Here is a 25508-nt window from a genome sequence, read left to right as displayed (position 1 = left end):
GTCTCCCGTCCGCCCCCGGGCGCGTGTCCGCGGCCACTCAGGGGCGTGTCGTATCGGTGCTGTCAAGCGGAAGCCGGAGAATCCGACGACCGCCGAGTCTCTTATTCGCGCCGGTTAGGTCGACGCACCGATGGCGAGCCCGCCGCGGTCGGCCTCGAGCGGGTCGTCGATCCGGCCTTCGGCGGTGAGGGCTCCCTGCGCCAGACGTGTGGCGCGGGGTGGCTCCGCCGGGTCCAGATCGGCGCTGGCAACCACGTGGCGCAGACCGGTCAGGATGTCATCGGGTCGTACAGCGGGTGTCGTATGCCGTACAACGCAAATCATTATCGCACAGGGAACGTCCGCGTCAGCCGTGGACACTCCCGGCTCGGCCTCGGTGGAGGCGGTACCTGTCGTTCCGGCCGGCCCCACCTCCTCCACTACAACCACGCTGACCAGCGCAGATCGCACATCGATCGTCCGCTGACCGCTTTTTGTCCGACGCTCGACGGGCACGGTCCCGGCCGCCAGCAACGCAGCCACGGCCGACTGCGCCCGAACGGTGCTTACCCCGGGAAGCTCGATTCGCCACTCGGAAGCGTCGATTCGATCCGGCAGCGACCCGCCGGTGGCCTCCACCGCCTCCAGGATGTCGATACCCGGCGGCAGCGCCCGGTCGAGCATCTGCCGGACCTGCTCGACGTCGACGACCTTGGCGAGGCCGATCTCCAGGTACTCCGCCTCGCTGGCCACACCGGTCGGCGCCGCACCGACGTAGGAGACCTTCGGGTGCGGGCTGAACCCGGCCGAATACGCGATCGGTACGCCGCCACGGCGGAGTGCCCGCTCGAACGCGCGGGCGAAGTCGCGGTGCGAGGTGAAGCGGAGCCGGGCACGTTTGGTGTACCGGAGCCGGACTCGCTGGACGACTGGTGGCGGCGGCGGACCGTCGGGCATTCGAGACAGGGCGGGCTCCTTCAGCTGTTAACTACCGTTAGCGGCAGAAGCCGCTTACCGGTGGGGCCGATCTGGATCTCGGTGTCCATCGTGGGACAAACGCCGCAGTCGAAGCACGGCGTCCAGCGGCAGTCGTCCTGCTCGACCGAGTCGAGCGCGTCCTGCCAGTCGTCCCAGAGCCACTCCTTGTCCAGACCGGAGTCGAGGTGGTCCCAGGGCAGGACCTCCAGCTCCTCGCGCTCCCGGGTGGTGAACCAGGCGAGGCTCACACCGAGTGGCTCCAACTCCGTCTTGGCGGCGTCGATCCAGCGCTCGTAGGAGAAGTGCTCGTGCCAGCCGTCGAACCGGCCGCCCTCTTCCCAGACCTTCCGGATGACCCGGCCGACCCGGCGGTCTCCGCGGCTGAGCAGGCCTTCGATCAGGCTCGGCTTGCCGTCGTGGTAGCGGTAGCCGATCGCCTTGCCGAGGCCGCGGTCGGCGTTGATGGCCTGGCGCAACTTGCGCAGCCGGTCGTCGACGACGTCGGGGTCCTCCTGGGCCGCCCACTGGAACGGAGTGTGCGGCTTCGGGACGAATCCACCGATGCTGACCGTGCAGCGGATGTCTTTACGACCGGCGGCCTGGCGACCGGCCCGGATGACGTCGTGCGCCATCTCGGCGATCTCGAGGACGTCCTCGTCGGTCTCGGTCGGGAGCCCGCACATGAAGTAGAGCTTGACCTGCGTCCAGCCCGCGGAGTAGGCCGCCGTGACCGTGCGGATCAAGTCGTCCTTGCTCACCATCTTGTTGATGACGCGACGCAGGCGCTCGCTGCCGCCCTCGGGGGCGAACGTGAGGCCCGAGCGGCGGCCGTTGCGCGACAGCTCGTTCGCGAGGTCGATGTTGAACGCGTCGACGCGGGTGGAGGGCAGGCTCAGCGACGTGCTCGTGCCTTCGTAGCGGTCGGCCAGGTCTTTCGTGACCTCGGCGATCTCGGAGTGGTCGGCGCTGCTCAGGCTCAGCAGCCCGACCTCCTGGAAGCCGGTCGCCTTGAGCGACGCGTCGACCATCTCGCCGATGCCGGTGATCGACCGCTCACGGACCGGCCGGGTGATCATGCCCGCCTGGCAGAAGCGGCAGCCCCGGGTGCAGCCCCGGAAGATCTCGACGCTGGCGCGCTCGTGCACGGTCTCGGCCAGCGGCACCAGCGGCTGCTTCGGGTACGGCCAGGCGTCGAGGTCCATCGTCGTGCGCTTGCGGATGCGGAACGGCACGTCGGCCCGGTTGGGCACGACCCGCTGGATGCGGCCGTCAGGCAGGTAGTCGACGTCGTAGAAGCGCGGGACGTAGACGGCCTCGGTGCGGGCCAGGCGCAGCAGCACCTCGTCGCGGCCGCCCGGGCGACCCTCGGCCTTCCAGTCGCGGATGACGTCGGTCATCTCGTTGACGGCCTCTTCGCCGTCGCCGAGCACCGCGGCGTCGATGAAGTCGGCGATCGGCTCGGGGTTGAACGCGGCGTGACCGCCGGCGAGCACGATCGGGTGGTCCTCGGTGCGGTCCGCGCTGTTCATCGGGATGCCGGCGAGATCCAGCGCGGTGAGCAGGTTGGTGTAGCCGAGCTCGGTGGCGAAGGAGACGCCAAGCACGTCGAAAGCCCTCACCGGACGGTGCGCGTCGACGGTGAACTGCGGGACGTCGTTCTCACGCATGAGCTTCTCGAGGTCGGGCCAGACCGCGTAGGTGCGCTCGGCGAGCGCGTCGGGGCGCTCGTTGAGGATCTCGTAGAGGATCTGGATGCCCTGGTTGGGCAGGCCCACCTCGTAGGCGTCGGGGTACATGAGCGCCCACCGCACCGGGTGGGCGTCCCAGTCCTTGATCGTGGAGTTCAGCTCGCCACCGACGTACTGGATCGGCTTCTGCACCTTGGGGAGCAGGTTTTCGAGGCGAGGGAAGACCGACTGGACGCTCATAGTGATCCCCAGGGTACTGGTCGGCCGGGAAGCGTCGGAGCCATGACCACGATCACGTCCTCCAGCGGATGACGACCGCCTTCTGGATCGTTACAGTTGACGTGGGCGCAAGGAGCGCCCGGAAGAGTAGGAGTGCGACATGTTTTTCTCCGGAACCGACGCGAACGCCCTGGTGCGTGCACGGTCGGCCCGGCACGCCCGGGACGCCTGGGCCCGTCTCGTCGATGAGAAGGGCGAGCGCCGCGCTTTCGCGGAGCTGGCTTCACACGCCGGCGGTTCTGACGCCGCCGTGCACACCCTCACCCGGCACGGCATCGAGACCGACCTCGACTGACGCCGGCCGGGACCTCCCCGAGACCGTACGCACCAATGAGCTGTCGAATCAGGTGACGGCGACGATGCTCCCCTCGCCATCGTAGGTGGGGCGCCACAGTAGACAGCGAAGGCCCATAGCGGAGTAGCTATGGGCCTTTTTGGTGTTCCTGGGTCGGTCGTCAGGGGGTGGGGGCGCCGTCGCCGGGGTCGGGGGTGCCGTCGCTAGGGGTGCCGTCGCTGGGGGCGGCTCCGTCGGGGGCGCTCGGCGTGACCGTGACGTAGACGGGCGACGGCGAGACCGACACCTTCACGTTGACCTCGGGGGCCGATTCGCCGCGCAGCGGGATGCCGACGACCGAGCCGAGCAGGCACGACACGATCGCGATCACGAGGCCGGCGCCGGTGAGGCCGAGCAGCATCATCTTGGTGAAGATCGGCTGGGTCGCGCTGGGACCCAAGTCCGGCGGTTCGAGCGAGGCTCCGCGGGGGCGGTCCTCGGACCAGGCGGAGGGAATGTCGCCGGTGACGTTCCAGCCGACCGGGGCGGTCGGGCCGGAGGCCGCGCCGCTGACCGGGGCGACTCCGCCCATCGGTACGGCGGGGGCGGCGCCTCCGACGGCTGCTACTCCGCCGACCGCTGCTCCGCCGACCGCTGGGGCGCCGTTGTAGATCGGGGGCGCGGTGCCGGGCGCGTTCGCCGGTGCTGGCCCGCCGAACGAGCCGGCCGGGTTGGCGCCCACCGAGGCCGCGCCGCTCGCGGGTCCGGCGCCGTACACCGGGGCCGCGCCTCGTCCTGGAGCGGAGCCGCTCACCGGGGCCACTCCCCCGACGGCGGCGGCGCCCCGACCGGGCGCAGATCCGCTGACCGGAGCCACGCCACCCACCGCAGCGGCGCCCCGCCCCGGCGCGGTGCCGCTCACCGGGGCGACACCACCCACCGAGGCCACGCCGCCCACCGATGCCGCACCTCGGCCGGGAGCCGAGCCGCTCACCGGGGCCACGCCACCGACGGACGCCGCACCTCGGCGAGGCGCGGAGCCGCTCACCGGGGCTACGGCAGCTGCACCCCGGCGGGGAGCCGAGCCGCTCACCGGGGCCACGGCACCCACGGGTGCTGCACCTCGGCCGGGCGAGCTTCCACGACCGTGCGACGCGCCCTGCCCGTGGGGTCCGCCGTGCGCATGGGGTCCGCCGTGCCTGTGGGGTTCGCCGTGCTCGAGGGGTTCGCCGTGCCCGTGAGGTCCGCCGTACCTAGGGGGTGCGTCGTGGTCGTAGTAGGCGTCGTAGTCGTGGGCCGCGCCGCTCACGGGGGCCACGCCGCCTACCGAGGCGGCGCCGCGGGTGGGGGCCGAGCCGCTGACCGGGGCCACCCCGTTCACGGACACCGCGCCGTAGACCGGGGCAGCGCCGCTCACCGGGGCAGCGACGCTCACCTGGGCAGCGCCGCTCACCGGAGCGCCGGAGGCCCGCCCGCCGATGCCTCGCTCGCCGGTGTCGCGGTCGCCGGTGTCGCGGTCACGCCCGCCGGAGCCGCGGCCCCGCCCGCCGGTGTCGCGGCCCCGCCCGCCGGTGTCGCGGCCCCGCCCGCCGGTGTCGCGAACCGCGTCCCGATCAGCGGGTTCGCGGCCGCCGTACTTCCGATCGCCGGCATCCCGGCCGCCGGGCTCCCGAGCGCCGCGACCCCGATCGCCGGTGTCCCGAACCGGATCCCGGCCACCGGGCTCACGAGGCTCACGGGCTCGGCGCTCGCGACCGTCCGGGTCCCGGCGACCGGACTCGCGACTACCCGGCTCCCGACCGGCGCGCCCACGGCTCCCGGGCTCACGGCCACCAGCCTCGCGACTCCCGGGCTCACGGCTCCCCGGTTCACGCCCCCCGGACTCACGACCCCCGGACTCACGACTCCCGGGCTCACGACTCCCGGGCTCACGACTCCCGGGCTCACGGCTTTCGGGGTTACGACTCCCGGACTCACGACCCCCGGACTCGCGGCCCCGGGATTCGCGGGAAGCAGGCTCGTGGGTGCCATGGCGGCGGTCACCCGGGTCGCGGAGCGCATCCCGATCGGCATCGCGGCCTCGGATCGCGTCACGGTCGGTAACGCCGCGGATCGCATCACGGCCAGCGCCATCGCGGTCGGCGCCATCGCGGTCGGCGCCACCGCGGTCAGTGAAGTCGCGGTCAGTGAAGTCGCGGTCAGTGAAGTCGCGGCTCCCACGCTGGCGAGGGACCGAAGCGCTCGCCCGCCCGGAGCGGCCCGACTCCCGGTTCTCCCACGCCGGGTCCAAGTCACCGGTCGACCAGCCGCCCGAGTCGTCCGGATCTCGCCTCGAACGGCCCTCGGATTCGTACCCCCGCTCGCCCGCGGCCGGGTCATACCCCCGCGCCGCCGCCGGGTCATACCCCTCCGACACCGGGTCGTACCCCCGCGCCTCCACGGCCGCGTCGTAACCTCGCGCCTCCACGGCCGCGTCGTAACCTCGCGCCTCCGCGACCGCGTCGTGACCCCGCGCCTCCGCGGCCTCCCGAGCCCGGCGGGCGGCGGCCCGGCCGCCCTCGATCGGGCGGGTCGAATCGTCGGCACCGCGTCGGGACGAACGCCCCTCACCAGCGGGATACGGCTCCCCGCCGCGTCGCGAAGGCCCGCGTTCCTCGTCGTAGGGCGGCTCCGCTTCCCGGCGCCGCGACCGGCCCGACTCGGGATACGGCTCGTCCTCGTACCGCGACTCCACGTCCTCCGCACCCCGCCGCCGCGAACGCCCCCGCTCGGGATACGACGACTCGTCGTCGTACAGAGGCTCCTCGTACCGAGGCTCCTCGAACCGCGGCACCGGAGAACGACCCGAATCCGGCTCCGGAGCGTCCTCACCCCACCCCCGGCCGGCGTCCGAATCGTCCCGCCCCGGAGGCCGGCCGTCGTCCGACCACGCATCTCCCCCGTCGGCCGGCCCTAATACCCGATGCCCCGCCGTTTGCAGATAGTCCAGGTAGTAGTCGCCGTCGTCCGGGTGTCGTCCCCGCTCGTCCGGACGGTTCCGGCGCTGCTCGATCCGCTGGATCAAGCCGGTCCGCGACAAGCCCCCCGACTCGTCCTCGGGGCCCTCCGGAGACTCCGCACGGTCCGGCGACGCCCCTGGTCGCGCCGGGGCCCCGGCCGCCCACCCCACCGAACGCGGGTGAGGCGATCCGTCCGAGGGTGGGTAGTCGCCGGTCATGACCATCCTTGCTATCAGGTACGGGAAGGACCTCAGCGTCCGTGTTAACCCCCTGCGCCAACGTAGCCGACGGAAAACCCAGTAGTAGACCGAAGACCCAACCGAAAACCACCAAGAGTAAACACGGGATCCGATGTCGACACTCCGGGCCGCGCCCGGTCCTGTCGTACCGGCGTGTGAGGATCGCAGCATGGGCCGTACCGTCGGATTCGTCCTCGGAGGGGGTGGCGTCCTCGGCGCTGTCGAGGTCGGCATGGTCCGCGCGCTCTACGAGGCCGGCATCCACCCCGATCTCGTGGTCGGCACGTCGATCGGCGCGCTGAACGGCGTCGTCATCGCCGCGGTGCCGCCGCAGGAGGCCGAGGAACGGCTCACCGAGCTCTGGTCCTCCACCGCCGCCAAGGACGTCTTCCGCGCGAACGTCGCCCGCCAGGTCGGCCAGCTCGTCCGCAGCGGCACCCACGCCCACACGGCCCAGCCGCTGCGTGCGCTGCTCGCTCCGCTCAAAGACCTGACCTTCGAAGATCTCCCGACGACGTTCCAGTGCTGCGCCGCCTCGATCGAGCGTGCCGCCGAGCGGTGGTTCAGCGAGGGCCCTCTCATCGACGCGGTACTCGCCTCCTGCGCGGTGCCCGGTTTGCTGCCGCCGGTGAAAATCGACGGCGAGCACTATCTCGACGGCGGATTGGTCAACAGCATCCCGGTCAGCCGCGCGATCGAACTCGGAGCCGACCAGGTGTTCGTCCTCCAGGTCGGCCGCATCGAGCGCCCGCTGCAGGTGCCGACCAGACCCTGGGAGGTGGCGATGGTCTCGTTCGAGATCGCCCGGCGGCACCGGTTCGCCCGTGACATGGCGTCGCTGCCGACGAACATCGAGGTGCACGTGCTACCCACCGGCCTGTCGTCGGACACGTCCGGTCCGCTCGCCTACCGGTCGTTCAACCGGATCGAACCGCGGATCGAGAGCGCCTACCGCGCCAGTGCCGCCTACCTGGTCGAGAGCGGATTGGTCTGACGAATGCCGATCCCCCGGTGGTTCCGCCGCGTCGTCGTGGCTCCGGCGTTCGCCGGCATCCTGTTCGGGCTGCTGCTCACGATGCCGATCTGGCTGCTGGGGGTGGGCCTGGTCTCGATCGGCTTAAAGGGCCGCCGCCGGCTGCTCCGGGTCGTCTGGCTCGTGGCCGTCTACCTGGTCATGGAGCTCGTCGTCCTGATCGAGCTGTTCGGGTTGTGGCTGGCCGCGGGGTGCAGCGCCACCCGGGTGCGCAGCCCGAAATTCCAGGTCCGGCACTACCAGCTGGTCGGGTGGGTGCTGAAGATCGCCTCGAAGCAGGCCGGGCGCGTGCTCAAGCTGAAGATCACGACCGACGGGCCCGACCCCGACGCCCATCCCGGGCGGCCGCTGCTGGTGCTCTGCCGGCACGCCGGTCCCGGCGACTCGTTCCTGCTGACGAACGCGCTCATCAACAAGTACGCGCGCGAGCCCCGGATCGTCCTCAAAGACACGATGCAGTGGGATCCGGCGGTCGACGTGCTGCTCAACCGGCTGCCGAGCCGGTTCATCTCGCCGAACCCCGGTGCCAGCGGCGACGCGGTCGAGGCCCAGATCGCGGCGCTGGCCACCGGCCTGGACGAGAACGACGCGTTCGTGATCTTCCCGGAGGGCGGCAACTTCACCCCGAAGCGCCGCGCGAAGATCATCGCGAGCCTCAAGAAACGTGGTCTGCACCGGGCCGCCCAGCGCGCCGAGGAAATGATCCACGTGCTGGCGCCGCGCCCCGGTGGCGTGGTGGCCGCGCTGACGGCCGCGCCGGAGGACGCCGACGTGTTGCTCGTCGCCCACACCGGACTCGACCACATGCTCACGGTCGCCGACGTGTGGCGTGAGCTGCCGATGGACAAGACGATCACGATGCGGTTCTGGCTCGTGCCCGCGGCCGAGGTCCCCCGCGACGACGCCGACCAACAGGTCGAATGGCTCTACGGATGGTGGGAGCGCATCGACGACTGGATCGAGGAACATCGTCCGTCCGGTTGACGTACGGTTTTCCTCGTGACTCTCGATCCCTCCGTAACGGCTTCCTCACTCGCTGATGAGCTGCTCGAGCTGGTATGTCAGTCCGATCCCCTCGGCGCGTCGCTCCTGGGCCTGCCCGGCTACGACGACGGCCTGGCCGACATGACGCTGGCGGCCGAGGAGCGCTACGGCGCCCTCTTCGGTGACCTGGCCGATCGCGCCGCCGCGCTCGAGGTCACGAGCGAGACCGACCGGCAGACCCGGGACTTCGTGGCGCACGTCGCGGGCACCACGAGAGAGGTTTCCGAGCTGCGCACGGTCGAGTGGACGATCACCGACTTCTTCGTGGCCCCCGCGGCCACGCTGATCGACCTGCTGCCCCGCGTGCCGCTGGTCACGCCGGAGAAGGCGGCCGGCTTCCTGGCCCGGCTCGGGCAGTTCCCGTCGTACTTCGCCGCGGTCGGCGAGCGGCACCGGGAAGGCGTCGCGGCCGGTCGGGTGCCGATCGCGTCGCTGGTGCGGGCCGCGATCGACCACCTCGACCGGGTGCTCGCCGACGAGGACCTCTCGGGCCTGCGGGTGGCCGGTGGCCCCGGCGTCGCCGACCAGGAGGCGTTCGCCACCGAACGCGATCGGTTGCTCGCCGAGGCGGTGGTTCCCGCCCTCACCACCTACCGCGATCTGCTGCGCGACGAGATGCTGCCGGCCGGCCGCCCCGACGACCGGGTGGGGCTCACCTACCTACCCGGCGGTGAGCGGATCTACGCGACGCTGGCGCGCAAGCACACCTCCACGAACCGCACGCCGGAGGAGCTGCACCAGGTCGGCCTGCAGATCATCAGCGCGCTGGAGGCGGAGTACGCCGAGACCGGCAGCCGGGTCTTCGGCACCAGCGACCAGACCGAGATCTTCCGGCGTCTGCGTACCGACCCCGCGCTGCGCTACTCCGACAGCGAGGAGATGCTCGCGCAGGCGCGGTCCGCCGTCGACCGGGCGTGGGCGGCCGCACCGGGCTGGTTCGGGCGTCTCCCCTCGACCGAGTGCGTCGTGGAACCGGTTCCGGCGGCCGCGGCACCGGGTGCGCCGCCGGCGTACTACCTGCCGGGGGCGATCGACGGGTCGCGGAAGGGCACCTACTTCCTGAACACGTCGGCGCCGACCGAGCGCAACCGGCACATGGCCGAGGTCGTGGCGTTCCACGAGGCCGTGCCGGGGCACCACTTCCAGATCTCGCTGGCCCAGGAGCTCACCGCGCTGCCGCTGGCGCGGCGGCTGCTCAACGACACCGCCTACGCCGAGGGGTGGGGGCTGTACTGCGAGCGTCTGGCCGACGAGATGGGGTTGTACTCCGACGACGTGGCGCGTCTCGGGGTACTCGCGACCGATTCGTGGCGGGCCGGACGGCTGGTCGTGGACACCGGGATCCACGCGATGGGGTGGTCGCGGCAGCAGGCGCTGGATTGGATGCTCACGCACACGCCGGTGTCGGAGAAGGAGTGCGCGACCGAGATCGATCGGTACATCGCGTATCCCGGGCAGGCGCTGTCGTACATGGTCGGCCGGCTGGAGATCCAGTCGCTGCGGGCCCGAGCCACGAAGGAGCTCGGTGATTCCTTCGAGCTCTCGGCCTTCCACGACGTGGTCCTGGCCGGGGGTTCGCTCCCCCTGGCCGTCCTGGCCGACGTCGTCGACCGGTGGATCGCGGCGTCGAAAGCCGCCTAGCGAATCGGGGTGCGGGGCGTGAACCCCGCACCCCGTCCGGTTACAGCGCGTTGATCGCCCGGCCCAGGAGGGCCAGCTTCTCGGTGTACTGGACCGGGTACACCCCGGCCGGATCCGCGGGCCGGTCCGCGTCGACGTACCGGTACCCGAGGTTCGAGTGCACGGACACGATGTAGGAGCGGAACGGCTTGCCCGGCAGCGACTTCACGATGCCCGCGTCGTTACCCGACGTGTCGGCGAGCCCGGTCTTGTGCGCGAACGTCACGGTCGCCGCCGCGTTGCACGGCCGCACGTCCTGCCCGTAGTTGCGTCCGGCCACCGACACGACCCCGGTCGCGGGGTCGATCCAGCGCGACGGCGTCACCTGCGGAATCCCCGGCGGCGGGTAGGCGCGCCCACAGTAGTTCGTGGTCGAGAGCACCTGGTTGAGCCCCTGCTCGCCCAGTTTCCCGAGCAGGTACGAACGCGAGGAAGCACTGAGCACCGACGCGTTCACCGGCGTCCCCGACGGCGTCTTCCAGAGCGTCCCCGGGGAGCCGTTGAAGAGCAGGAGCAGTTTGGCGGTGTCGATCGAGCTCATCGTCACCGCGTTCGCCCACGTGCCCCCGGTGTTGGGGTTGGTGCCCTTCACCCGCAGCGTCGGCAGGCCGAGGTCGACGAACTGCTGGTTGAGCCCGTCGATCTTGCCCCGCTCGTGCATCAGCTTGATCAGCGCGCACGTCGACGGGTTCGACGACACCGTGATCATCTCGTCGAACAGCTGGGTGATCGACGTGGCCGCCCGCGCGCCACCGCACAGCGAGCTCGGCGTCCCGACCGGCGTGTAGGTGTACGTGTCGTCGAGGCTCAGCTCGCCGGCGTCCACCATCCGGAGGATGCCGAAGCCGACCATCAGCTTCAGCACCGACGCCGGGTACGGCGACATGAAGTCGACCGGGGCGTTCTCCCGGCCGGGAACGATGTCGACGGTGCCCCGGGCACCGTTGTCCCAGGTCGCGTCGTCCCACTGGCGCCAGCGCACCTGGTCGGTCGTCAGGTTCGCGTCGAGCGGGATGATCTTGCCGTTCGGGTACTGCGGGCTCAGGATGACGTCCGCCGCGGCGATCGGCCGTCCGGCCCGGTCGAGCTTGATGACCGTCGCGTCGAGCTGCGGTGTCTGGTGGATCGGGGCCGCGGCGGCGGCGAGCTTGGCGGACGCCGCCGACCGGCCCTTGTCGTCCGGCGCGAGTTCGGTGCGGTAGAGCTCCTTGGCCGCGGACGTCGACGGCGGCACCGTGTCGAGCACCTCGGCGAACTTCTGTCCGTCGACGGCTTTCTGGAGTGCGGCGGCAAGTCGTGCGTCGGCGGCCGGGGAACGCCCTCCGCTACTTTCCTCGGCGGCGACTGCAACACCTCCCCCGTTGATCACCAGCGCGCCGAGCAAGACGGCGACGCCCCATTGGCGACCTCGCATTGGTTCTCCTCACTTATGTGGACGTTGAGCGTCCACATAAGTGAGGAGAAGGCCGTCGGTTGCACCGTTTAAGGCACCTTTAATGCTTCGCCCAGCAGTACAGCCGGTGCTCCGCGTCGACGTGACCGCACAGTCGGCGCAGCTCGTCGGTGGTCTCGAGCAACGTGCCCTCGTCGAGCTCGGTCAGCCCGCTCCACAGCGCGACCGCGTCGTCCCACTCCATCTCGGGATCGCCGTCGGCACCTTGGATCGCCGCGACCACAAAATCGTCGATCGCGATGACCCAGGGCCCCGCGTCGCCGCCGTCGTGCACGACCTCGCCGGGCCCCTTCGCCAGCAGCGCCTCGTACTCCTCGGTGCTGAGCACCTCGACCAACGCCAACAGCACCAATGCCGGGTCGACGCCGGGCAGGTCGGCGGCCGTCGCCGACGGCAACTGGCTCGCGGGGCTGCGACCCAGGTCGAGCGAGGCGATCCGGTCGGGAGAAGCGACGAAGTATTCGAAGTCGGCGGCCACGCGCCCACTCTACGACCGGTCACGTTAGGCCACGCTTACCTGGTGGCGCTCCGGCACCGGCGCACGGCCGGCCGCTCGCCGCGTCTGGCACGAACTGAGGATCCGCTCGAGCCCGGAAGGCACCAGAGTTCTCCTCGGTACGCTGACCACTCGTCTTACGGGGAGTTCCGAACCATGCAGCCAGGCCCGCCCTACGGCCCTCCGTCCTACTACCCACCGCCGGCCTACCCGCCGGCGACACCGTACGGAGCCGGTCCGCTACCGGGGCAGCCGCTGCCACCGCACCTGGCCTACGCACCGCCGCCGGCCGGGCTGCGCACGGTCAAGCGGTCACGCACCTCGGCGGCGATCGCGCTGCCGCTGGTCGGCCTGCTCATCGTCGGGATCGTCTGCCCGTCGCTGCCCTGGGTCGACACCGGTCCGGAGACGTTCAACCTCTGGGACCTGATGGGCAACCTCTGGGACGTCGGCGGCGACGCGATGAAGACCTGGAGCAGCCAGTACTTCGGGTACGTGTGGCTGGTCATCGCGGTCTGGGCGTTCTTCCTCTCGATGGCGGGCACCACCGACAACGCCGGCTGGCGCATCACCTACGGCGTCATCTACGTCCTGATCGGGCTGGCGTTCTTCGGGTCGACCGTGCTGTCGCTGGTGCTGGTCGGGGCGGCCGCCGGGGCGATGGGCAGCGAATTCAACACCGAGGGCACCGGGTTGGCCGTCGGGGTGGTCGGCGTGATCCTGCTGGTCGCGTTCGTCGTGTACGTCGGCGTCGCGATCCTGTTGTTCAAGCTCAAGGGCGCCGGCTACCGGATCCTGGCCGGGCTGGGCCTGCTCAGCTTCGCCGCGGTGCACTTCTCCGCGCTCGCGTCGCTCCCCGAGGGCGCCGAGCTCGAGCCGGGCGCCTACCTCAGCATCTTCGGCTACCTACTGTGCGCGGTCGGTTGCTTCATCGGCCCCAAGTACTTCCACGTCCACCGGCCGGTCTGACCGGCGGCGGAACAGCAGGAGGATGGCCCCACCGGCGAGCAGACCCCAGAACGCGGCGCCGACGCCGGCGAGCGTGACCCCGGACGCGGTGACGACGAACGTGACGACCGCCGCTTCGCGCCCGCCGGACAGCGAGTCGGCCGAGGTGAGCGCGGCGGTCAAGGCGGCGCCGAGCGCGGCCAGCAGCGCCAGGCCGGCGACGGCCTCGATCAGCACCGGCGGCGCCAGGACGACCAGCGCGGTGGCCAGCCCGGCGCCGAGCCCGAGCAGCGTCATCCCGACCCCCGCGGAGACCGACGCGATCCACCGCCGCTCCGGATCGGGGTGGGCGTCGGGCCCGGCGGCCAACGCGGCGCTGATCGCCGCGAGGTTTATCGCGTGCCCGCCGAACGGCGCGGCGATCGCGCTTCCCAGCCCGGTCGTCACCAGCGCCGGGCGCAGCGGCGGCCGGTACCCGTAACTGGCCATCACCGCCATCCCCGGCACGTTCTGCGCGGCCATCGTCACCAGGAACAACGGCAGCGCGATGCTCACCACCGCGCCGAGCTCGAACGTCGGCGCGGTGAGGGCGACGGTCGGCCGCAGCGTGGCGTCCAGGCCCTCGTCGAACCGCGTGATCGCGACCCCGGCCGCGGCCACGACGAGTGCGGCCGGCACCGCCCAGGCCCGGGCGAACCGGGTCAGCAGCGCCCAGACGACGATCACCGGCAACGCGAGCAGCGGCGTCTCCACGACCGCACGCACCGGCGAGAGACACAGGTCGAGGAGCACGCCGGCGAGCATCGCGCTCGCCACCGGCGCCGGAATCGCGGCGATCCAGCGGGCCAGCGGCCCGAACAGACCGGCTGCGACGACGAGCAGCGCCGCCACCAGGAACGCGCCGACCGCGGCCGGGAATCCGCCGTCGACCGCGCCGGTGGAGACGAGCAGCGCCGCGCCGGGCGTCGACCAGGCGATCGTCATCGGCGTCCGGTACCGGACGCTGAGCCAGACCGCGGTCACACCGGTCGCGACGCAGAGCGCCAGCAGGCCGGACGACGCCTCGGCCGGATCCGCGCCGACCGCGCGCAGGCCGGCGATGACCACGGCGAACGAGCTCGCGAACCCGACCAGAGCCGTCACGACTCCGGCCAACACCGGCTGAAGCATCGGTCCTCCTCACGACCGTTCCATAAACGGAACGATGCTCGATGCGCCAGGATAACCACATGTCCGACGACCGCCCAACCCCGACCGCCCCGGCTCCCCGAGCGGCGGCGCTGGACGACGACCCGGCCGCGGTGGGCCGCCGGATCCGCGCGCTGAGGGAGGAGCGTGGGATCTCGCTCTCCGAACTGGCGCGCCGGGCGGGGATCGGCAAGGCGACGCTCTCCGGCCTGGAGACCGGCGTGCGCAACCCCACGCTGGAGACGCTCTACGCGGTGACCGGCCGGCTCGGCGTGCCGCTCGCCGCCGTGCTGAGCCCCCCGGCGGCAGGCGATCCGCACACGGCCGCGACCGTCGTGCGGGGCGCGGCGGGCGAGGCGACGCTCCTGGAGGTGATCGAGGAGCCGGACGCGACGTACGAGCTCTACCGGATCCATATCCGGGCCGGCGCGACCCAGGTGTCACCTGCCCACGGGGCCGGGGTCACCGAGCACCTCACCGTGTTCCGGGGCGACGCCACCGTCGGTCCGGTCGAGGCGCCGCAGCAGGCCACGGCAGGGGCGTACGTCCGTTTCCGCGCGGACACGCCCCACTTCTACGCCGCCGGAACCGACGACTTCGAGGCCGCACTGCTGATCCGCTCACCCCGCGCGTCAGGTTGACGCCCACGCGATCTGGAACGAGCGGGTGGTGTCGCTGGTGCGCCCGGTCACCAGCACGCTGCGCTGCGCACCCTGCCCCGTCAGCCGCAGCGACGACCCCGACCCGAGCGGGAAGCTGAGCGGCGCGGAGAGCAGCGCGCCGCACTGCTGGTCGAGGCTCCGCGTCGCGAACAGCAGGTTGTCGATCTCACCGGCGTCCCGCACCGGGTCCTCGGCCGGGCGGTACAGCCGCCCGACGAAACCCCCGGCGCCGTTGCCGGACAGCACCCACCACCGGGTGGCGGCCCGGCCGGTCGACGGCACGCTCGACGCGACCCGGAACGACCCCTCGGCGGCCGGGTCGTCGGACTCGAACGTGACCCGGACGGCGTTGCCGTCGCCGCGCAGCGGGGCCTCGATACGCAGGACGGCCGGCGTGCGGAACGTCTTCGTGTTCGCCCGGCACCCCTGGTCGCCGCCGGTGACCGTCACGCTGGCCATGCCCGCCCAGCGGCCGGTGGGCACCGGGACCGGGCTGGGCGACGCGGTCGGGCTCCCGGTGGCCTCGACCGACTCCGGCGGCGGGCCGGGCGCGATCGCACCCTGCTGGGACTGCTCGTTCGGATCGCCCGACGACGTCGGCCAGGTGGTGGGGTCCTGCGGAAGCGGACCGCGCTCGGCGAGTTGCACCGGGCCGCCGTCGGCACGCATCTGCCCGATCTGCCAGCCGGTGAACGCGAGGCCGCCCGCCAGCACGGCGGCGACGAGCATGATCCCGCCCCCGGTGCTTTTACCGACGCCTAGTCGCCATTCCCCCCACACGCCCTTAATACTACATAACAACCGAAATGGGCCGTACACCCGAAAGTGCACGGCCCATCCGGCTCAGCGCTTGGCGACGCCCACGCGGATCGGAGCGCCCTCGCCGACCTCGGCCGCGTGCGCCGCGTCCGCCACCGGACCGAACTCGACCGCCGACGCCAGCACCTCGGCCGCGACGAAGTCCTGGTGGGCCCGCACCGCGGAGACGACGTCGTCCGGAGCCTCAAGGCGCAGCGTGATCCGGTCCGACACGTCTAGACCGGCGTCCTTGCGCGCCTGCTGCACGGCCCGGACGACGTCCCGCGCCACGCCCTCGGCCAGCAGCGCCGGCGTCAGCTCCGGGTCGAGCACGACCACACCGACGTTGCCGGGCAGTGCGGCCGACCGGTCCGGCTCGGTCGGCACGAGCTTCAGCTCGTACTCCCCGTCCTGGAGCGGAACCCCACCGGCGACGACGGTGCCGTCCGCCGACGACCAGTCCCCGGCCTTCACCGCCTTGATCACCCGCTGCACGTCCTTGCCCAGACGCGGCCCCAGCGCCCTGGGAACGACGGTCAGCACGTTCGAGCAGGCCAGGTCGACGTCCGGCTGGAGCAGCACTTCCTTGACGTTCACCTCGTCGGCGAGCAGGTCGCGGAACGGCTCCAGCGCCGCGGCGTCCGGAACCGCCACGGTGAGCGACGCCAGCGGCAGCCGCACCCGCAGCTTCTTCGCCTTCCGCAGCGAGAGCGCGGACGACGCGACGTCACGCACCCGGTCCATCGCGGCCACCAGCTCGGCGTCGGCCGGGAGCTCGGACGCGTCCGGGAAGTCGCACAGGTGCACCGACCGGCCGCCGGTCAGACCCTGCCAGACCTCCTCGGTGAGCATCGGCAGCAGCGGAGCGGTCAGCCGCGTGACGGTCTCGAGCACGGTGTAGAGCGTGTCGAACGCGTCCGCGTCGCCGGCCCAGAACCGGTCCCGCGACCGCCGGATGTACCAGTTCGTCAGCGTCTCGAAGAAGCTCCGGACGCCGGCGCAGGCACCCGAGATGTCGTAGACGTCCAGCGACTCGGTGGTGTCCGAGACCAGGTCACGCAGCTTCGCCAGCACGTACCGGTCGAGCACGTTCGTCGAGTCGGTCCGCCGGACGGCCGAGTAGTCCGCCGCGTTCGCGTACAGCGTGAAGAAGTAGTACGCGTTCCACAGCGGGTTCAGCACCTGCCGGACGCTGTCCCGGATGCCGCTCTCGGTGACGACGAGGTCCCCACCGCGCAGGATCGGCGACGACATCAGGAACCAGCGCATCGCGTCGGCACCGTAGACGTCGAACATCTCGTAGACGTCGGGGTAGTTGCGGCGCGACTTGCTCATCTTGGTGCCGTCGTTGCCCAGCACGATGCCGTGCGAGACGCACGTGGTGAACGCCGGACGGTCGAACAGCGCGGTGGCCAGTACGTGCAGCGTGTAGAACCAGCCCCGGGTCTGGCCCATGTACTCGACGATGAAGTCGCCCGGGTAGTGGTTCTCGAACCACTCGGTGTTCTCGAACGGGTAGTGCACCTGGGCGAACGGCATCGAGCCCGACTCGAACCAGCAGTCGAGCACCTCGGGCACCCGCCGCATGGTGGAGCGCCCGGTCGGGTCGTCCGGGTTCGGCCGGGTCAGGTCGTCGACGTAGGGCCGGTGCAGGTCGTCCGGGCGCACCCCGAAGTCGCGCTCGATCTCGTCCAGCGAGCCGTACACGTCGACCCGCGGATAGGTCGGGTCGTCGGACTTCCAGACCGGGATCGGCGCACCCCAGAACCGGTTGCGGCTGATCGACCAGTCACGCGCGTTCGCGATCCACTTCCCGAACGAGCCCTCCTTGACGTGGCCGGGCACCCAGGTGATCTGCTTGTTCAGCTCGACCATGCGGTCGCGGAACTTCGTCACCTCGACGAACCAGCTCGACACCGCCTTGTAGACCAGCGGCGTGTCGCAGCGCCAGCAGTGCGGGTACGGGTGCTCGTACGAGTCCTGACGGACGACTTTGTCCTGTTCCCGCAGGTCACGGCTGATCGGCTTGTTCGCCTCGAACACCTGCAGGCCCTGGTACGGCGGCACCAGCGCGGTGAAGCGGGTGTGCTCGTCGACCGTGACGATCGTCGGGATGCCGTTGGCGTTGCAGAGGTTCTGGTCGTCCTCGCCGAAGGCCGGTGCCATGTGCACGACGCCGGTGCCGTCCTCGGTGGTGACGAAGTCACCGGAGAGCACGCGCCAGGCGTTGTCCACGTCGTCGCGGCCGGTCAGGAAGTCGAACAGCGGGGTGTAGCGCAGCCCCACGAGGTCGGCCCCGGTCACGGTGCCGACCTGCTCGAAGCCCTCGAGCTCCTTCTCGTAGGCGCCGGTACGCGCCGCCCCGAGGATGACCGTCTCGGTGCCGTTCGAGAACTTCGCGTACTCGAACGTCGGTCCGACGGCCACGGCCAGGTTGCTCGGCAGCGTCCACGGCGTGGTCGTCCAGACCCAGAGCTTCTCGCCGGTCTCCAGCGTGAACGCGACCGTCACCGCCGGGTCCTGCCGCGACCGGTAGACGTCGTCCATCCGGGTCTCGGTGTTGCTCAGCGGCGTCTCGCAGCGCCAGCAGTACGGCAGCACCTTGAAGCCCTCGTAGATCAGGCCCTTGTCGAACAGGGTCTTGAAGGCCCAGAGCACGCTCTCGGTGTAGTCGGTGTCGAGCGTCTTGTAGTCGTTCTCGAAGTCGACCCAGCGGGCCTGGCGGGTGACGTAGCGCTCCCAGTCCTGGGTGTAGCGCAGCACCGAGGCCTTGCAGGCGTCGTTGAACTTCGCGATGCCCAGGTCGAGCACCTCGGCCTTGGTGGAGATGCCCAGCTGACGCTCGGCCTCGACCTCGGCGGGCAGCCCGTGGGTGTCCCAGCCGAAGCGGCGCTCGACGTGCTCGCCCTTCATCGTCCGGTAACGCGGGACCAGGTCCTTGACGTAACCGGTGAGCAGGTGGCCGTAGTGCGGCAGACCGTTGGCGAACGGCGGGCCGTCGTAGAAGACGTACTCGTTGCTGCCGTTCTCCCCGGCCGGGCGGGCGTCGATGCTGGCCTGGAACGTGGCGTCGCTGCTCCAGTGGTCGAGCACTCGCTGCTCGATCTCGGGGAACGACGCGGCAGCCGGTACCGGCTTCTTCGGGTCGTTCTGCGGATACGCCATGATCGGACGCTTCCCTTCGCACACGGTCTCGGACTTCCTCGTGTGCGAGGACGGGCACGAACGCCCGCGGTACCACCTCGCTTGGTCTCCGGGGAGACCCGCTCTTGTCTCGGCTGTGACGGGCCTTACCCGTCCGGTTCTACTAGGTCCGGCGGACCGTTCTTCCGGAGGCTCACCGGTGATGGCCGGGTCGATGCCTGTGGATCAAGCCTACCGCGCCCGGTCACGTTTCTTTTTCCCGGCTCGTCCTGGGAGTCATGACCGAAAACACCGTGACCATCGAACCCCGGATCTCCGCGGCCCAGCTCGCGCCGGACGGCTACCGGGCCGTACTGGCACTGGAGAAGTACGTCGCGAGCAACGTCGAGCCCGTCGTGTTCGAGCTGGTCAAGCTACGCGCGTCGATGCTCAACGGCTGCTCGTTCTGCGTCGACATGCACTCCAAGGACGCGCTCGCGGCCGGCGAGGACAGCCGCCGGTTGTTCGCGGTGGCGGCGTGGCGCGAAGCGCCGTTCTTCACCCGGCGGGAGCGGGCGGCGCTCGCGTTGACCGACGCGATGACCCGGCTGGGCGAACACGGCGTTCCCGACGACGTCTACGCCGGGGCCGCCGCCGTCTGGGAGGAGAAAGACCTGGCCGACCTGATCCTCGCGATCGGGACGATCAACCTCTGGAACCGGCTCGCGATCACCTCGCACACTCCGCCCCCGCTGGAGGTCTGAACGCGCCCCCGCTGGAGGTCTGAACGCGCCGGCGGGCGGTCCGTTCGGACGGTCGGGCCAGGTGCGGGAGGGGAGCGGCGGGAATCGGCGGGCGATCGCGCTGGTTGGTGCCGGTAGAGTGGCGTCGGAACGACGGAATCGGCCGGCGCGCTCGCCGGCTGGGTGTAGCGGCACGCAATGTGGCGGGCCCTGGACGTGAGGTTTCGTCACCGAGCTCGCCGGCACTGCGAGCCGCCGCCCGAGCCGGGCGTTCCGTCATCTGGAAGGACTTCCTTGCTCTCAGCTGAGCAGTCGCACTCCCCTGCCCGCACTTTCCTGGACCTCGGTGTTCCGGCTGTCGTCGTCGACGCGCTGGCCGCGGACGGCGTCCACACGCCGTTCCCGATCCAGACCGCCACGCTGCCCGACACGCTCGCCGGCCGGGACGTGCTCGGGCGCGGCCGCACCGGCAGCGGCAAGACGCTGGCGTTCGTACTCCCGGTGGTCAGTCGGCTGGCCACCGCGAAGGCGCCCCGGCGCGCCGGTCGCCCGCGCGGGCTCGTCCTCGTTCCGACGCGTGAGCTGGCGACGCAGGTGCACGCCGTGCTGCGTCCGCTCGCCGACGCCGCCCGGCTGACCACCACGACCGTGTTCGGCGGGGTCGGCCTGGGCAAGCAGATCAGCGTGCTGGCCGGCGGCATCGACGTGCTGGTGGCCTGCCCCGGGCGGCTCGAGGAGCTGATCCGGATGGGGCACTGCGACCTCGGCGGCGTCGAGATCACCGTGCTCGACGAGGCCGACCACATGGCCGACCTCGGCTTCCTGCCCTCGGTGAAGCGTCTGCTCGACCGCACCCCGACCAACGGCCAGCGGCTGCTGTTCTCGGCCACGCTCGACAACGGCGTGGACGTGCTCGTGCGCCGGTACCTGCACCAGCCGGTGACGCACTCGGTCGACCCGGCCGTCGCCCCGGTCGCGACGATGGAGCACCACGTGTTCCAGGTCGCGTCGGACACGAAGGCCGACGTCGTGCGCCAGCTCGCCTCCGGGCGGGACCGGTCGCTGCTGTTCACCCGCACCAAGAGCGGGGCGCGGCGGCTGGCGAGGTCGCTGACCGCGGCCGGGGTACCGGCCGTCGACCTGCACGGCAACCTCGCGCAGAACGCGCGTGAGCGTAACCTCGCCGCGTTCACGTCGGGTGCGGTCAAGGTGCTCGTCGCCACCGACATCGCCGCGCGCGGCGTGCACGTGGACGACGTCGCGCTCGTCGTACACGTCGACCCGCCGGCGGAGCACAAGGCGTTCCTGCACCGGTCGGGGCGCACCGCCCGGGCCGGCGCCAGCGGCGTGGTCGTCACGATCGCGACGCCCGACCAGCAGTCCGACGTCCGCGCCCTGGCTCGCCGCGCGGGCATCGCGCCGAAGACCGTCGCGGTGAGGCCCGGCGCGGCCGAGATCGTCGAGCTCACCGGCCCGCCGGCCGAGCCGGTCACACCGCAGGCCCCCGCGCAGACGGCCACGGCCGGGCGCGGCCGGGGCGGCGCGGCGACCGACTCCCGCGGCGGACGCGCGGGCGAGAGCCCGGCCGGTGCCGGCCGTTCGCGGCGTGGTAGCGGCGGACGGGGCGCCGGGCGAGGCGCGACGCACGAGGCTCCGGTGGCCGCCGGCCAGCGGCGCACAGCACCCGCGCAGCGCGACGGAGCGGCGCCCGCCGGCCGGTCGTCGGCGGGCGGCCGGGGCGGTGCGGCGCACGGCGGCCGCGGCGCGACCGGCGAGAACGGCGGCCGGGGCGGCGCGAACGGCCGGAGCCGGAGCGGCGCGGGCCGGTCCGGTGGGTCGGTCTACACCTCCGACAGCAACGGCGCCAGTGGTTACACGGCCGGCGGCGCTGCGGCGCACAGCGAGCGCGGCGGCGGCCGTCGTCGCCGCGGGTCTGGCCCGCGTCGCGTCGCCTGACCTCCGGACGGCGGGCAAGGCCACCAGCCTTGCCCGCACCGACTGGCGGGACCGCAGCGCGGCTGCGAGAGTGACCACGGACGAACCGCGCTACGAAGGTCGACGATGGACACAGGTGAGCTGGCCCCGGACTTCGAACTGCCCGACCAGGACGGTGTGCCGCGCAAGCTCACCACCCTGCTGGCCGAGGGCGGACCGGTGGTCCTGTTTTTCTACCCGGCCGCGATGAGCCCCGGCTGCACCGCCGAGAGCTGCCACTTCCGTGACCTCGCGAAGGAGTTCGCGGCCGTCGGAGCCCAGCGCATCGGCATCAGCAACGACCGCGTCGAGGTGCAGTCGGAGTTCGCCGGCCGCCACAACCTCGACTATCCGCTGCTGTCCGACCTCGACGGCACGGTCGCGGCCGAGTACGGCGTCAAGCGTCGCCTCGGCCCGCTGGCGGTCAAGCGCCACACGTTCGTCATCGACGTCGACAGGCGTGTGCTCGCGGTCGTCCGCAGTGAACTTCGCATGTCGGTCCATGCCGACAAAGCGCTCGAGGTTCTGCGCAACCGAAACGTCTAGTCGAGAACATTTGGCCTTTCGGACCGTTTCGCTCCCCTGATCACCCCCTTTTGGTAGTGATCACCGAGAGGCGTCCCCCATGACGCCGGCGAATCGGGCAATTATGGGCCAGTGACCGCTTTAGCCCCCGCGAAGCCTGTCGTCGACGCTCCCCCCACGCGCGTTCACGTGACGGTCCGTCAACCCTCGAAGGCTCCGCCCCGCGATCGGAACCGCTACTTCGACGTCCTGCGCGCCGCGTGCATCGCGTACGTCGTGCTGTACCACATGTTCCCGCTGGCAGTTTTCTCGTACTGGCCGCGGATGGGGCTGCTGTTCGCGATCGCGGGGTCGCTGACCGCCCGCTCGCTCGACACCTCCACCCGCCGCGCGGTCGGCCGGCGGCTACGGCGTCTGCTCGTGCCGCTGTGGGCGACGGCCGCGCTGGCGGTACCGGTGATGGTGGGCTTCGGCTGGCGTCCGGAGGCGCGCTGGGAACTGCTGTTCTGGGTGGTGCCGTTCTCCGACCCACCGGGCGCGGACTGGGCCGGCGCGCTCACCGAACCGCTCTGGTACCTGCGGACCTACCTGTGGTTGCTGCTGCTCTCACCGCTGCTGCTGCCGCTGTTTCGGCGCTTCCCGCGGATGACGGTGCTGGTCCCGGCCACGGTGGCCGTCGCGATCGGAACCGGTCTCTTCGACGTGTGGACGCTCGGCGAGCGGTTCGGTGCGGTGGTCCGCGACGCCTCGATCTACCTGCCGTGCTGGCTGTTGGGTTTCGCGCACCGCGACGAGTGGATCGCGCACGCCCGTCGGGTGACCGTGCTGGTCGCCGGTTCGGTGCTCGCGGTCGCCGGCGTCGTCTGGGCGTTCACCCACCCGGCGTCCGGTTCGGTGGACCTGAACCTGATCCCGCTCGCGCAGTTGCTGTTCTCGGCCGGCACCGTGCTGCTCCTGCTCCGCCCGGCACCGGCGTGGGCCGGTCTGGAGCGGCGGTGGTGGCCGTACCTACCGGCGAACTGGCTGGTCATGATCGTCAACCGGCGCGCGATGGTGATCTACCTGTGGCACAACGTCGCGCTCGCGCTCAGTTTTCCGATCGGCTCCGCGCTCGGCGTCTGGGGGCTCGGCACCGCGGCGGGTACCGCGGCGTGCTTCGTTCTCGCGCTGGTGCTCGTCGGTCTGGGCGTGGTCGCGTTCGGCTGGATCGAGGACGTGTCGGCCGACCGCCGGCCCACGCTGCTCCCCCGCCTCCCGGCCGAGCCGCCGCTGTCATCCCTCCGCGGACCGGTGCGCACGAGGCCCCCGACGGGCGCGCCTCCCGCGGCCACCGATGGCGTCACCGACGCCGTCACCGCTCCCGACCCCGAGACGACCGTGCCGGACGCGGTCGGGGGCGACGACCCGGCCACGCGCGCGCCGGAGCCGGCCGATCCGTGGGCGCTGCGCCTCCTGCGTGCCGACCAGTTCCCGGCCGAGGAGAGCCGTCCGGTCCGGATCGTGCACGCGGTGGGCATCGCCGGTGGTGAGGTGCGTGTCGCACCGACGACGCTGCTCGTCCGCGAGGTGGCCTGGTCGGCGTTCCCCGGGCAGGACGCCCCGGTCCGGACGAGCTCCTGATTTGCACCTGAATCGCTCCACAGGTGCCCCTGGCTTCTCACGATCCCCTCATGGAGAGACATCAATGATCTCGGGTGTGAGCGATCGCCCCACCAAGCGCCCGAACCGTGAGCTCTACCTGGATGCCCTCCGCACGGCGGCGATCATCCGGGTGGTCACGTACCACACGTTCGGCGGCAGTTGGCTGAGCTGGCTTTTCCCGGCGATGGGCGTGATGTTCGCGCTCGCCGGCGGTCTGATGGTGCGCTCGCTGGACAAACAGCCTCCGCTCACCGTGATCAAGAACCGGGCACGGCGGCTGCTCCCGGCCCTGTGGCTGTTCGGCCTGATCATCATCCCGGTCATGATCTGGGGCGGTGGTGCCTTCTCCAACTGGACCGACCCGAACACCGGCGAACCGGTGCCGTTCTGGAAGCTGATCTTCTGGGTGGTGCCGATCTTCGACCCGCCCGGCAACGAGTTCGGCACGAACTTCACCGTCGTGCTCTGGTACCTGCGCACCTACCTGTGGCTGGTCGCGCTCAGCCCGCTGCTGCTCAAGGCGTTCCGCAAGTGGCCGGTCCCGACGCTCGTCGCGCCGCTCGGCCTCGTGCTGCTGCAGGCCTTCGGCGTCCTGCCCTCGCCCGACGAGGGCAACCTGTGGGACCTCGTCTCGACGCTCGGCATGTTCGCTCCGTGCTGGATGCTCGGGTTCGCGCACCGCACCGGCAAGCTGAAGAAGGTCCCGATGCCGGCGCTGATCGCCCTCGTGGCGGCGTGCGCGATCGGTGGTATTGCCTGGGCGCTCGGGCACCCCGCGCAGGACGCGGACGCCGGCGAGGCCTACGACCTCAACGGCATCCCGCTGGCCAACGCCCTGTGGTCGATCGCGGTCATCATCCCGCTGCTGCGCTTCGCTCCCGACGCCAGCTGGATCGGCCGGACACCGTTCCTCGGCCGGCTGGTGGCGCTCGTCAACAACCGTGCCGTGACGATCTACCTCTGGCACAACGTGATGATCGACGCGTCGTACCCGATCGACGACTGGCTGACCCGCTGGCTCCCGGAAGGGCTGGTCGAGAACCCCGCCTGGGACTTCCTGACCGTCTGGGTGCTCGTCGCGCTGTGCGTGCTGGCGTTCGGGTGGGTGGAGGACCTGGCGGCTCGGCGCAAACCGCGGTTGTTCCCGGTGGGGCCGTCGGCGGCGGAACGGCGCGCGGAGCACGCCGCCGAGCTGGCCGCCAAGGCGGCGGAGGACACCCCGGCTCCGGTGGCCGCGAACGCCGCCCGTCCCGGCGACGATCAACGCCCCTACGGCGGGCCGGACCAGTACGGTGCGCCCGATCGGTACGGCCGGCCCGACGACCGGTACGGCCGCCCGGAGCAGCACGGACGGCCCGACCCGTACGGTCAGGGCCAGTACACCCAGCCCGACCGGTACCCGCAGCAGCGCCCCGCCGGGCCGGCCGGGCACCCGCAGAACGGCCACGGAACGCCGGACGCGCACCGGTACCAGCAGTACGAGACCGGGCAGTACGGCGCACCGCTCGGGGGTTACGACCACCCGACCGCCGACTACAACGCCGAGTACCGCAACGTGGCGAACCACCCCACCGCCGACTACAGCGAGGCGTACCGCGAGGCCCGTCGCGAGCCGCCGCGCCGGAACGGCTACCCGGCGCAGCGCCCGCCGGCCGAGGGACAGCCGGAGGAACCGCGCCGCAGCCGGCACTGAGCCCGGGCTTCACCGACGAACGAGGCCGCATCACGCTCGGAGCGTGATGCGGCCTCGTTCGTCGGTGGGAG

The 25508-nt window shown here is 71.5% G+C and carries 20 protein-coding genes; 11 read left to right on the top strand and 9 right to left on the bottom strand.

Annotated features, from left to right (window positions below; genetic code table 11):
- Positions 1-114 precede the first annotated feature (114 nt).
- Both CRYAR_RS07255 and CRYAR_RS07250 read right to left on the bottom strand, forming a co-directional pair.
- Entirely contained in the window at positions 115-936 is an 822-nt protein-coding gene (locus CRYAR_RS07255) for a TIGR03936 family radical SAM-associated protein (protein WP_035849262.1), read from the bottom strand.
- A 20-nt stretch (positions 937-956) separates the two neighbouring features.
- Complete coding sequence (locus CRYAR_RS07250) at positions 957-2885, bottom strand: TIGR03960 family B12-binding radical SAM protein (protein WP_035849260.1); 1929 nt, start codon at positions 2883-2885, stop codon at positions 957-959.
- Positions 2886-3024: 139 nt separating this feature from the next.
- Between CRYAR_RS07250 and CRYAR_RS07245 the strand changes: the two genes are divergently transcribed.
- Positions 3025-3219, top strand: coding sequence for a hypothetical protein (locus CRYAR_RS07245; RefSeq protein WP_035849258.1), 195 nt, complete (start codon positions 3025-3027; stop codon positions 3217-3219).
- A gap of 160 nt (positions 3220-3379) precedes the next feature.
- Here CRYAR_RS07245 and CRYAR_RS46855 read toward each other — a convergent pair whose 3' ends face one another.
- Together CRYAR_RS46855 and CRYAR_RS49450 are read right to left on the bottom strand one after the other, a co-directional pair.
- On the bottom strand, positions 3380-4156 hold the full coding sequence (locus CRYAR_RS46855; RefSeq protein ID WP_157017449.1) for a hypothetical protein: 777 nt from the start codon (positions 4154-4156) through the stop codon (positions 3380-3382).
- A gap of 491 nt (positions 4157-4647) precedes the next feature.
- Complete coding sequence (locus CRYAR_RS49450) at positions 4648-4935, bottom strand: hypothetical protein (RefSeq protein WP_245620411.1); 288 nt, start codon at positions 4933-4935, stop codon at positions 4648-4650.
- 1670 nt (positions 4936-6605) lie between these two features.
- Here CRYAR_RS49450 and CRYAR_RS07230 point away from each other — a divergent pair.
- Genes CRYAR_RS07230 through CRYAR_RS07220 form a run of 3 tightly spaced genes read left to right on the top strand, consistent with a single transcriptional unit; the run spans position 6606 to position 10154 of the window.
- Positions 6606-7430: a patatin-like phospholipase family protein gene (locus CRYAR_RS07230; protein ID WP_035849254.1), complete on the top strand. Its 825-nt coding sequence runs from the start codon at positions 6606-6608 to the stop codon at positions 7428-7430.
- 3 nt (positions 7431-7433) lie between these two features.
- Positions 7434-8453 (top strand): lysophospholipid acyltransferase family protein, encoded by a 1020-nt coding sequence (locus CRYAR_RS07225; protein WP_035849252.1) that lies wholly within the window; start codon positions 7434-7436, stop codon positions 8451-8453.
- Between the two features lie 15 nt (positions 8454-8468).
- A complete protein-coding gene (locus tag CRYAR_RS07220) occupies positions 8469-10154 on the top strand; it encodes a DUF885 domain-containing protein (protein WP_035849250.1) in 1686 nt (561 codons plus the stop codon).
- Positions 10155-10194: 40 nt separating this feature from the next.
- On the opposite strand, the gene CRYAR_RS07215 is transcribed toward CRYAR_RS07220, so the two are convergent.
- Both CRYAR_RS07215 and CRYAR_RS07210 read right to left on the bottom strand, forming a co-directional pair.
- Positions 10195-11607, bottom strand: a complete 1413-nt coding sequence (locus tag CRYAR_RS07215) for a serine hydrolase (RefSeq protein ID WP_084700198.1) — start codon at positions 11605-11607, stop codon at positions 10195-10197.
- 79 nt (positions 11608-11686) lie between these two features.
- Positions 11687-12124, bottom strand: coding sequence for a hypothetical protein (locus tag CRYAR_RS07210; protein ID WP_035849248.1), 438 nt, complete (start codon positions 12122-12124; stop codon positions 11687-11689).
- Between the two features lie 174 nt (positions 12125-12298).
- On the opposite strand from CRYAR_RS07210, the gene CRYAR_RS07205 reads away from it, so the two are divergent.
- Entirely contained in the window at positions 12299-13111 is an 813-nt protein-coding gene (locus CRYAR_RS07205; RefSeq protein WP_035849247.1) for a hypothetical protein, read from the top strand.
- Here CRYAR_RS07205 and CRYAR_RS07200 read toward each other — a convergent pair.
- Positions 13049-14260: a benzoate/H(+) symporter BenE family transporter gene (locus CRYAR_RS07200; RefSeq protein ID WP_051569876.1), complete on the bottom strand. Its 1212-nt coding sequence runs from the start codon at positions 14258-14260 to the stop codon at positions 13049-13051. The genes CRYAR_RS07205 and CRYAR_RS07200 overlap by 63 nt on opposite strands.
- A gap of 59 nt (positions 14261-14319) precedes the next feature.
- Between CRYAR_RS07200 and CRYAR_RS07195 the strand changes: the two genes are divergently transcribed.
- Positions 14320-14919: a helix-turn-helix domain-containing protein gene (locus tag CRYAR_RS07195; protein ID WP_051569875.1), complete on the top strand. Its 600-nt coding sequence runs from the start codon at positions 14320-14322 to the stop codon at positions 14917-14919.
- Here the strand turns inward: CRYAR_RS07195 and CRYAR_RS07190 are convergent.
- Positions 14911-15669, bottom strand: a complete 759-nt coding sequence (locus CRYAR_RS07190; protein WP_035849245.1) for a hypothetical protein — start codon at positions 15667-15669, stop codon at positions 14911-14913. The two genes, CRYAR_RS07195 and CRYAR_RS07190, sit on opposite strands and share 9 nt — an antisense overlap.
- 114 nt (positions 15670-15783) lie before the next feature.
- Positions 15784-18903, bottom strand: a complete 3120-nt coding sequence (gene ileS / locus CRYAR_RS07185) for an isoleucine--tRNA ligase (protein ID WP_035849243.1) — start codon at positions 18901-18903, stop codon at positions 15784-15786.
- A 257-nt stretch (positions 18904-19160) separates the two neighbouring features.
- Between ileS and CRYAR_RS07180 the strand changes: the two genes are divergently transcribed.
- From CRYAR_RS07180 to CRYAR_RS07160, 5 genes are all read left to right on the top strand, one after another.
- Positions 19161-19625 (top strand): carboxymuconolactone decarboxylase family protein, encoded by a 465-nt coding sequence (locus tag CRYAR_RS07180; protein ID WP_035849241.1) that lies wholly within the window; start codon positions 19161-19163, stop codon positions 19623-19625.
- 273 nt (positions 19626-19898) lie between these two features.
- Positions 19899-21560: a DEAD/DEAH box helicase gene (locus CRYAR_RS07175; RefSeq protein WP_051569874.1), complete on the top strand. Its 1662-nt coding sequence runs from the start codon at positions 19899-19901 to the stop codon at positions 21558-21560.
- Positions 21561-21665: 105 nt separating this feature from the next.
- Positions 21666-22124: a peroxiredoxin gene (locus CRYAR_RS07170; protein WP_035849239.1), complete on the top strand. Its 459-nt coding sequence runs from the start codon at positions 21666-21668 to the stop codon at positions 22122-22124.
- A 168-nt stretch (positions 22125-22292) separates the two neighbouring features.
- Positions 22293-23723: an acyltransferase family protein gene (locus CRYAR_RS07165; protein WP_051569873.1), complete on the top strand. Its 1431-nt coding sequence runs from the start codon at positions 22293-22295 to the stop codon at positions 23721-23723.
- Between the two features lie 76 nt (positions 23724-23799).
- Positions 23800-25437: an acyltransferase family protein gene (locus tag CRYAR_RS07160; protein ID WP_169745009.1), complete on the top strand. Its 1638-nt coding sequence runs from the start codon at positions 23800-23802 to the stop codon at positions 25435-25437.
- Positions 25438-25508: the final 71 nt, after the last annotated feature.

The sequence above is a fragment of the Cryptosporangium arvum DSM 44712 genome (genome assembly GCF_000585375.1).
GTDB lineage: Bacteria > Actinomycetota > Actinomycetes > Mycobacteriales > Cryptosporangiaceae > Cryptosporangium > Cryptosporangium arvum.
This window is presented reverse-complemented; position numbering and strand designations above follow the sequence as displayed.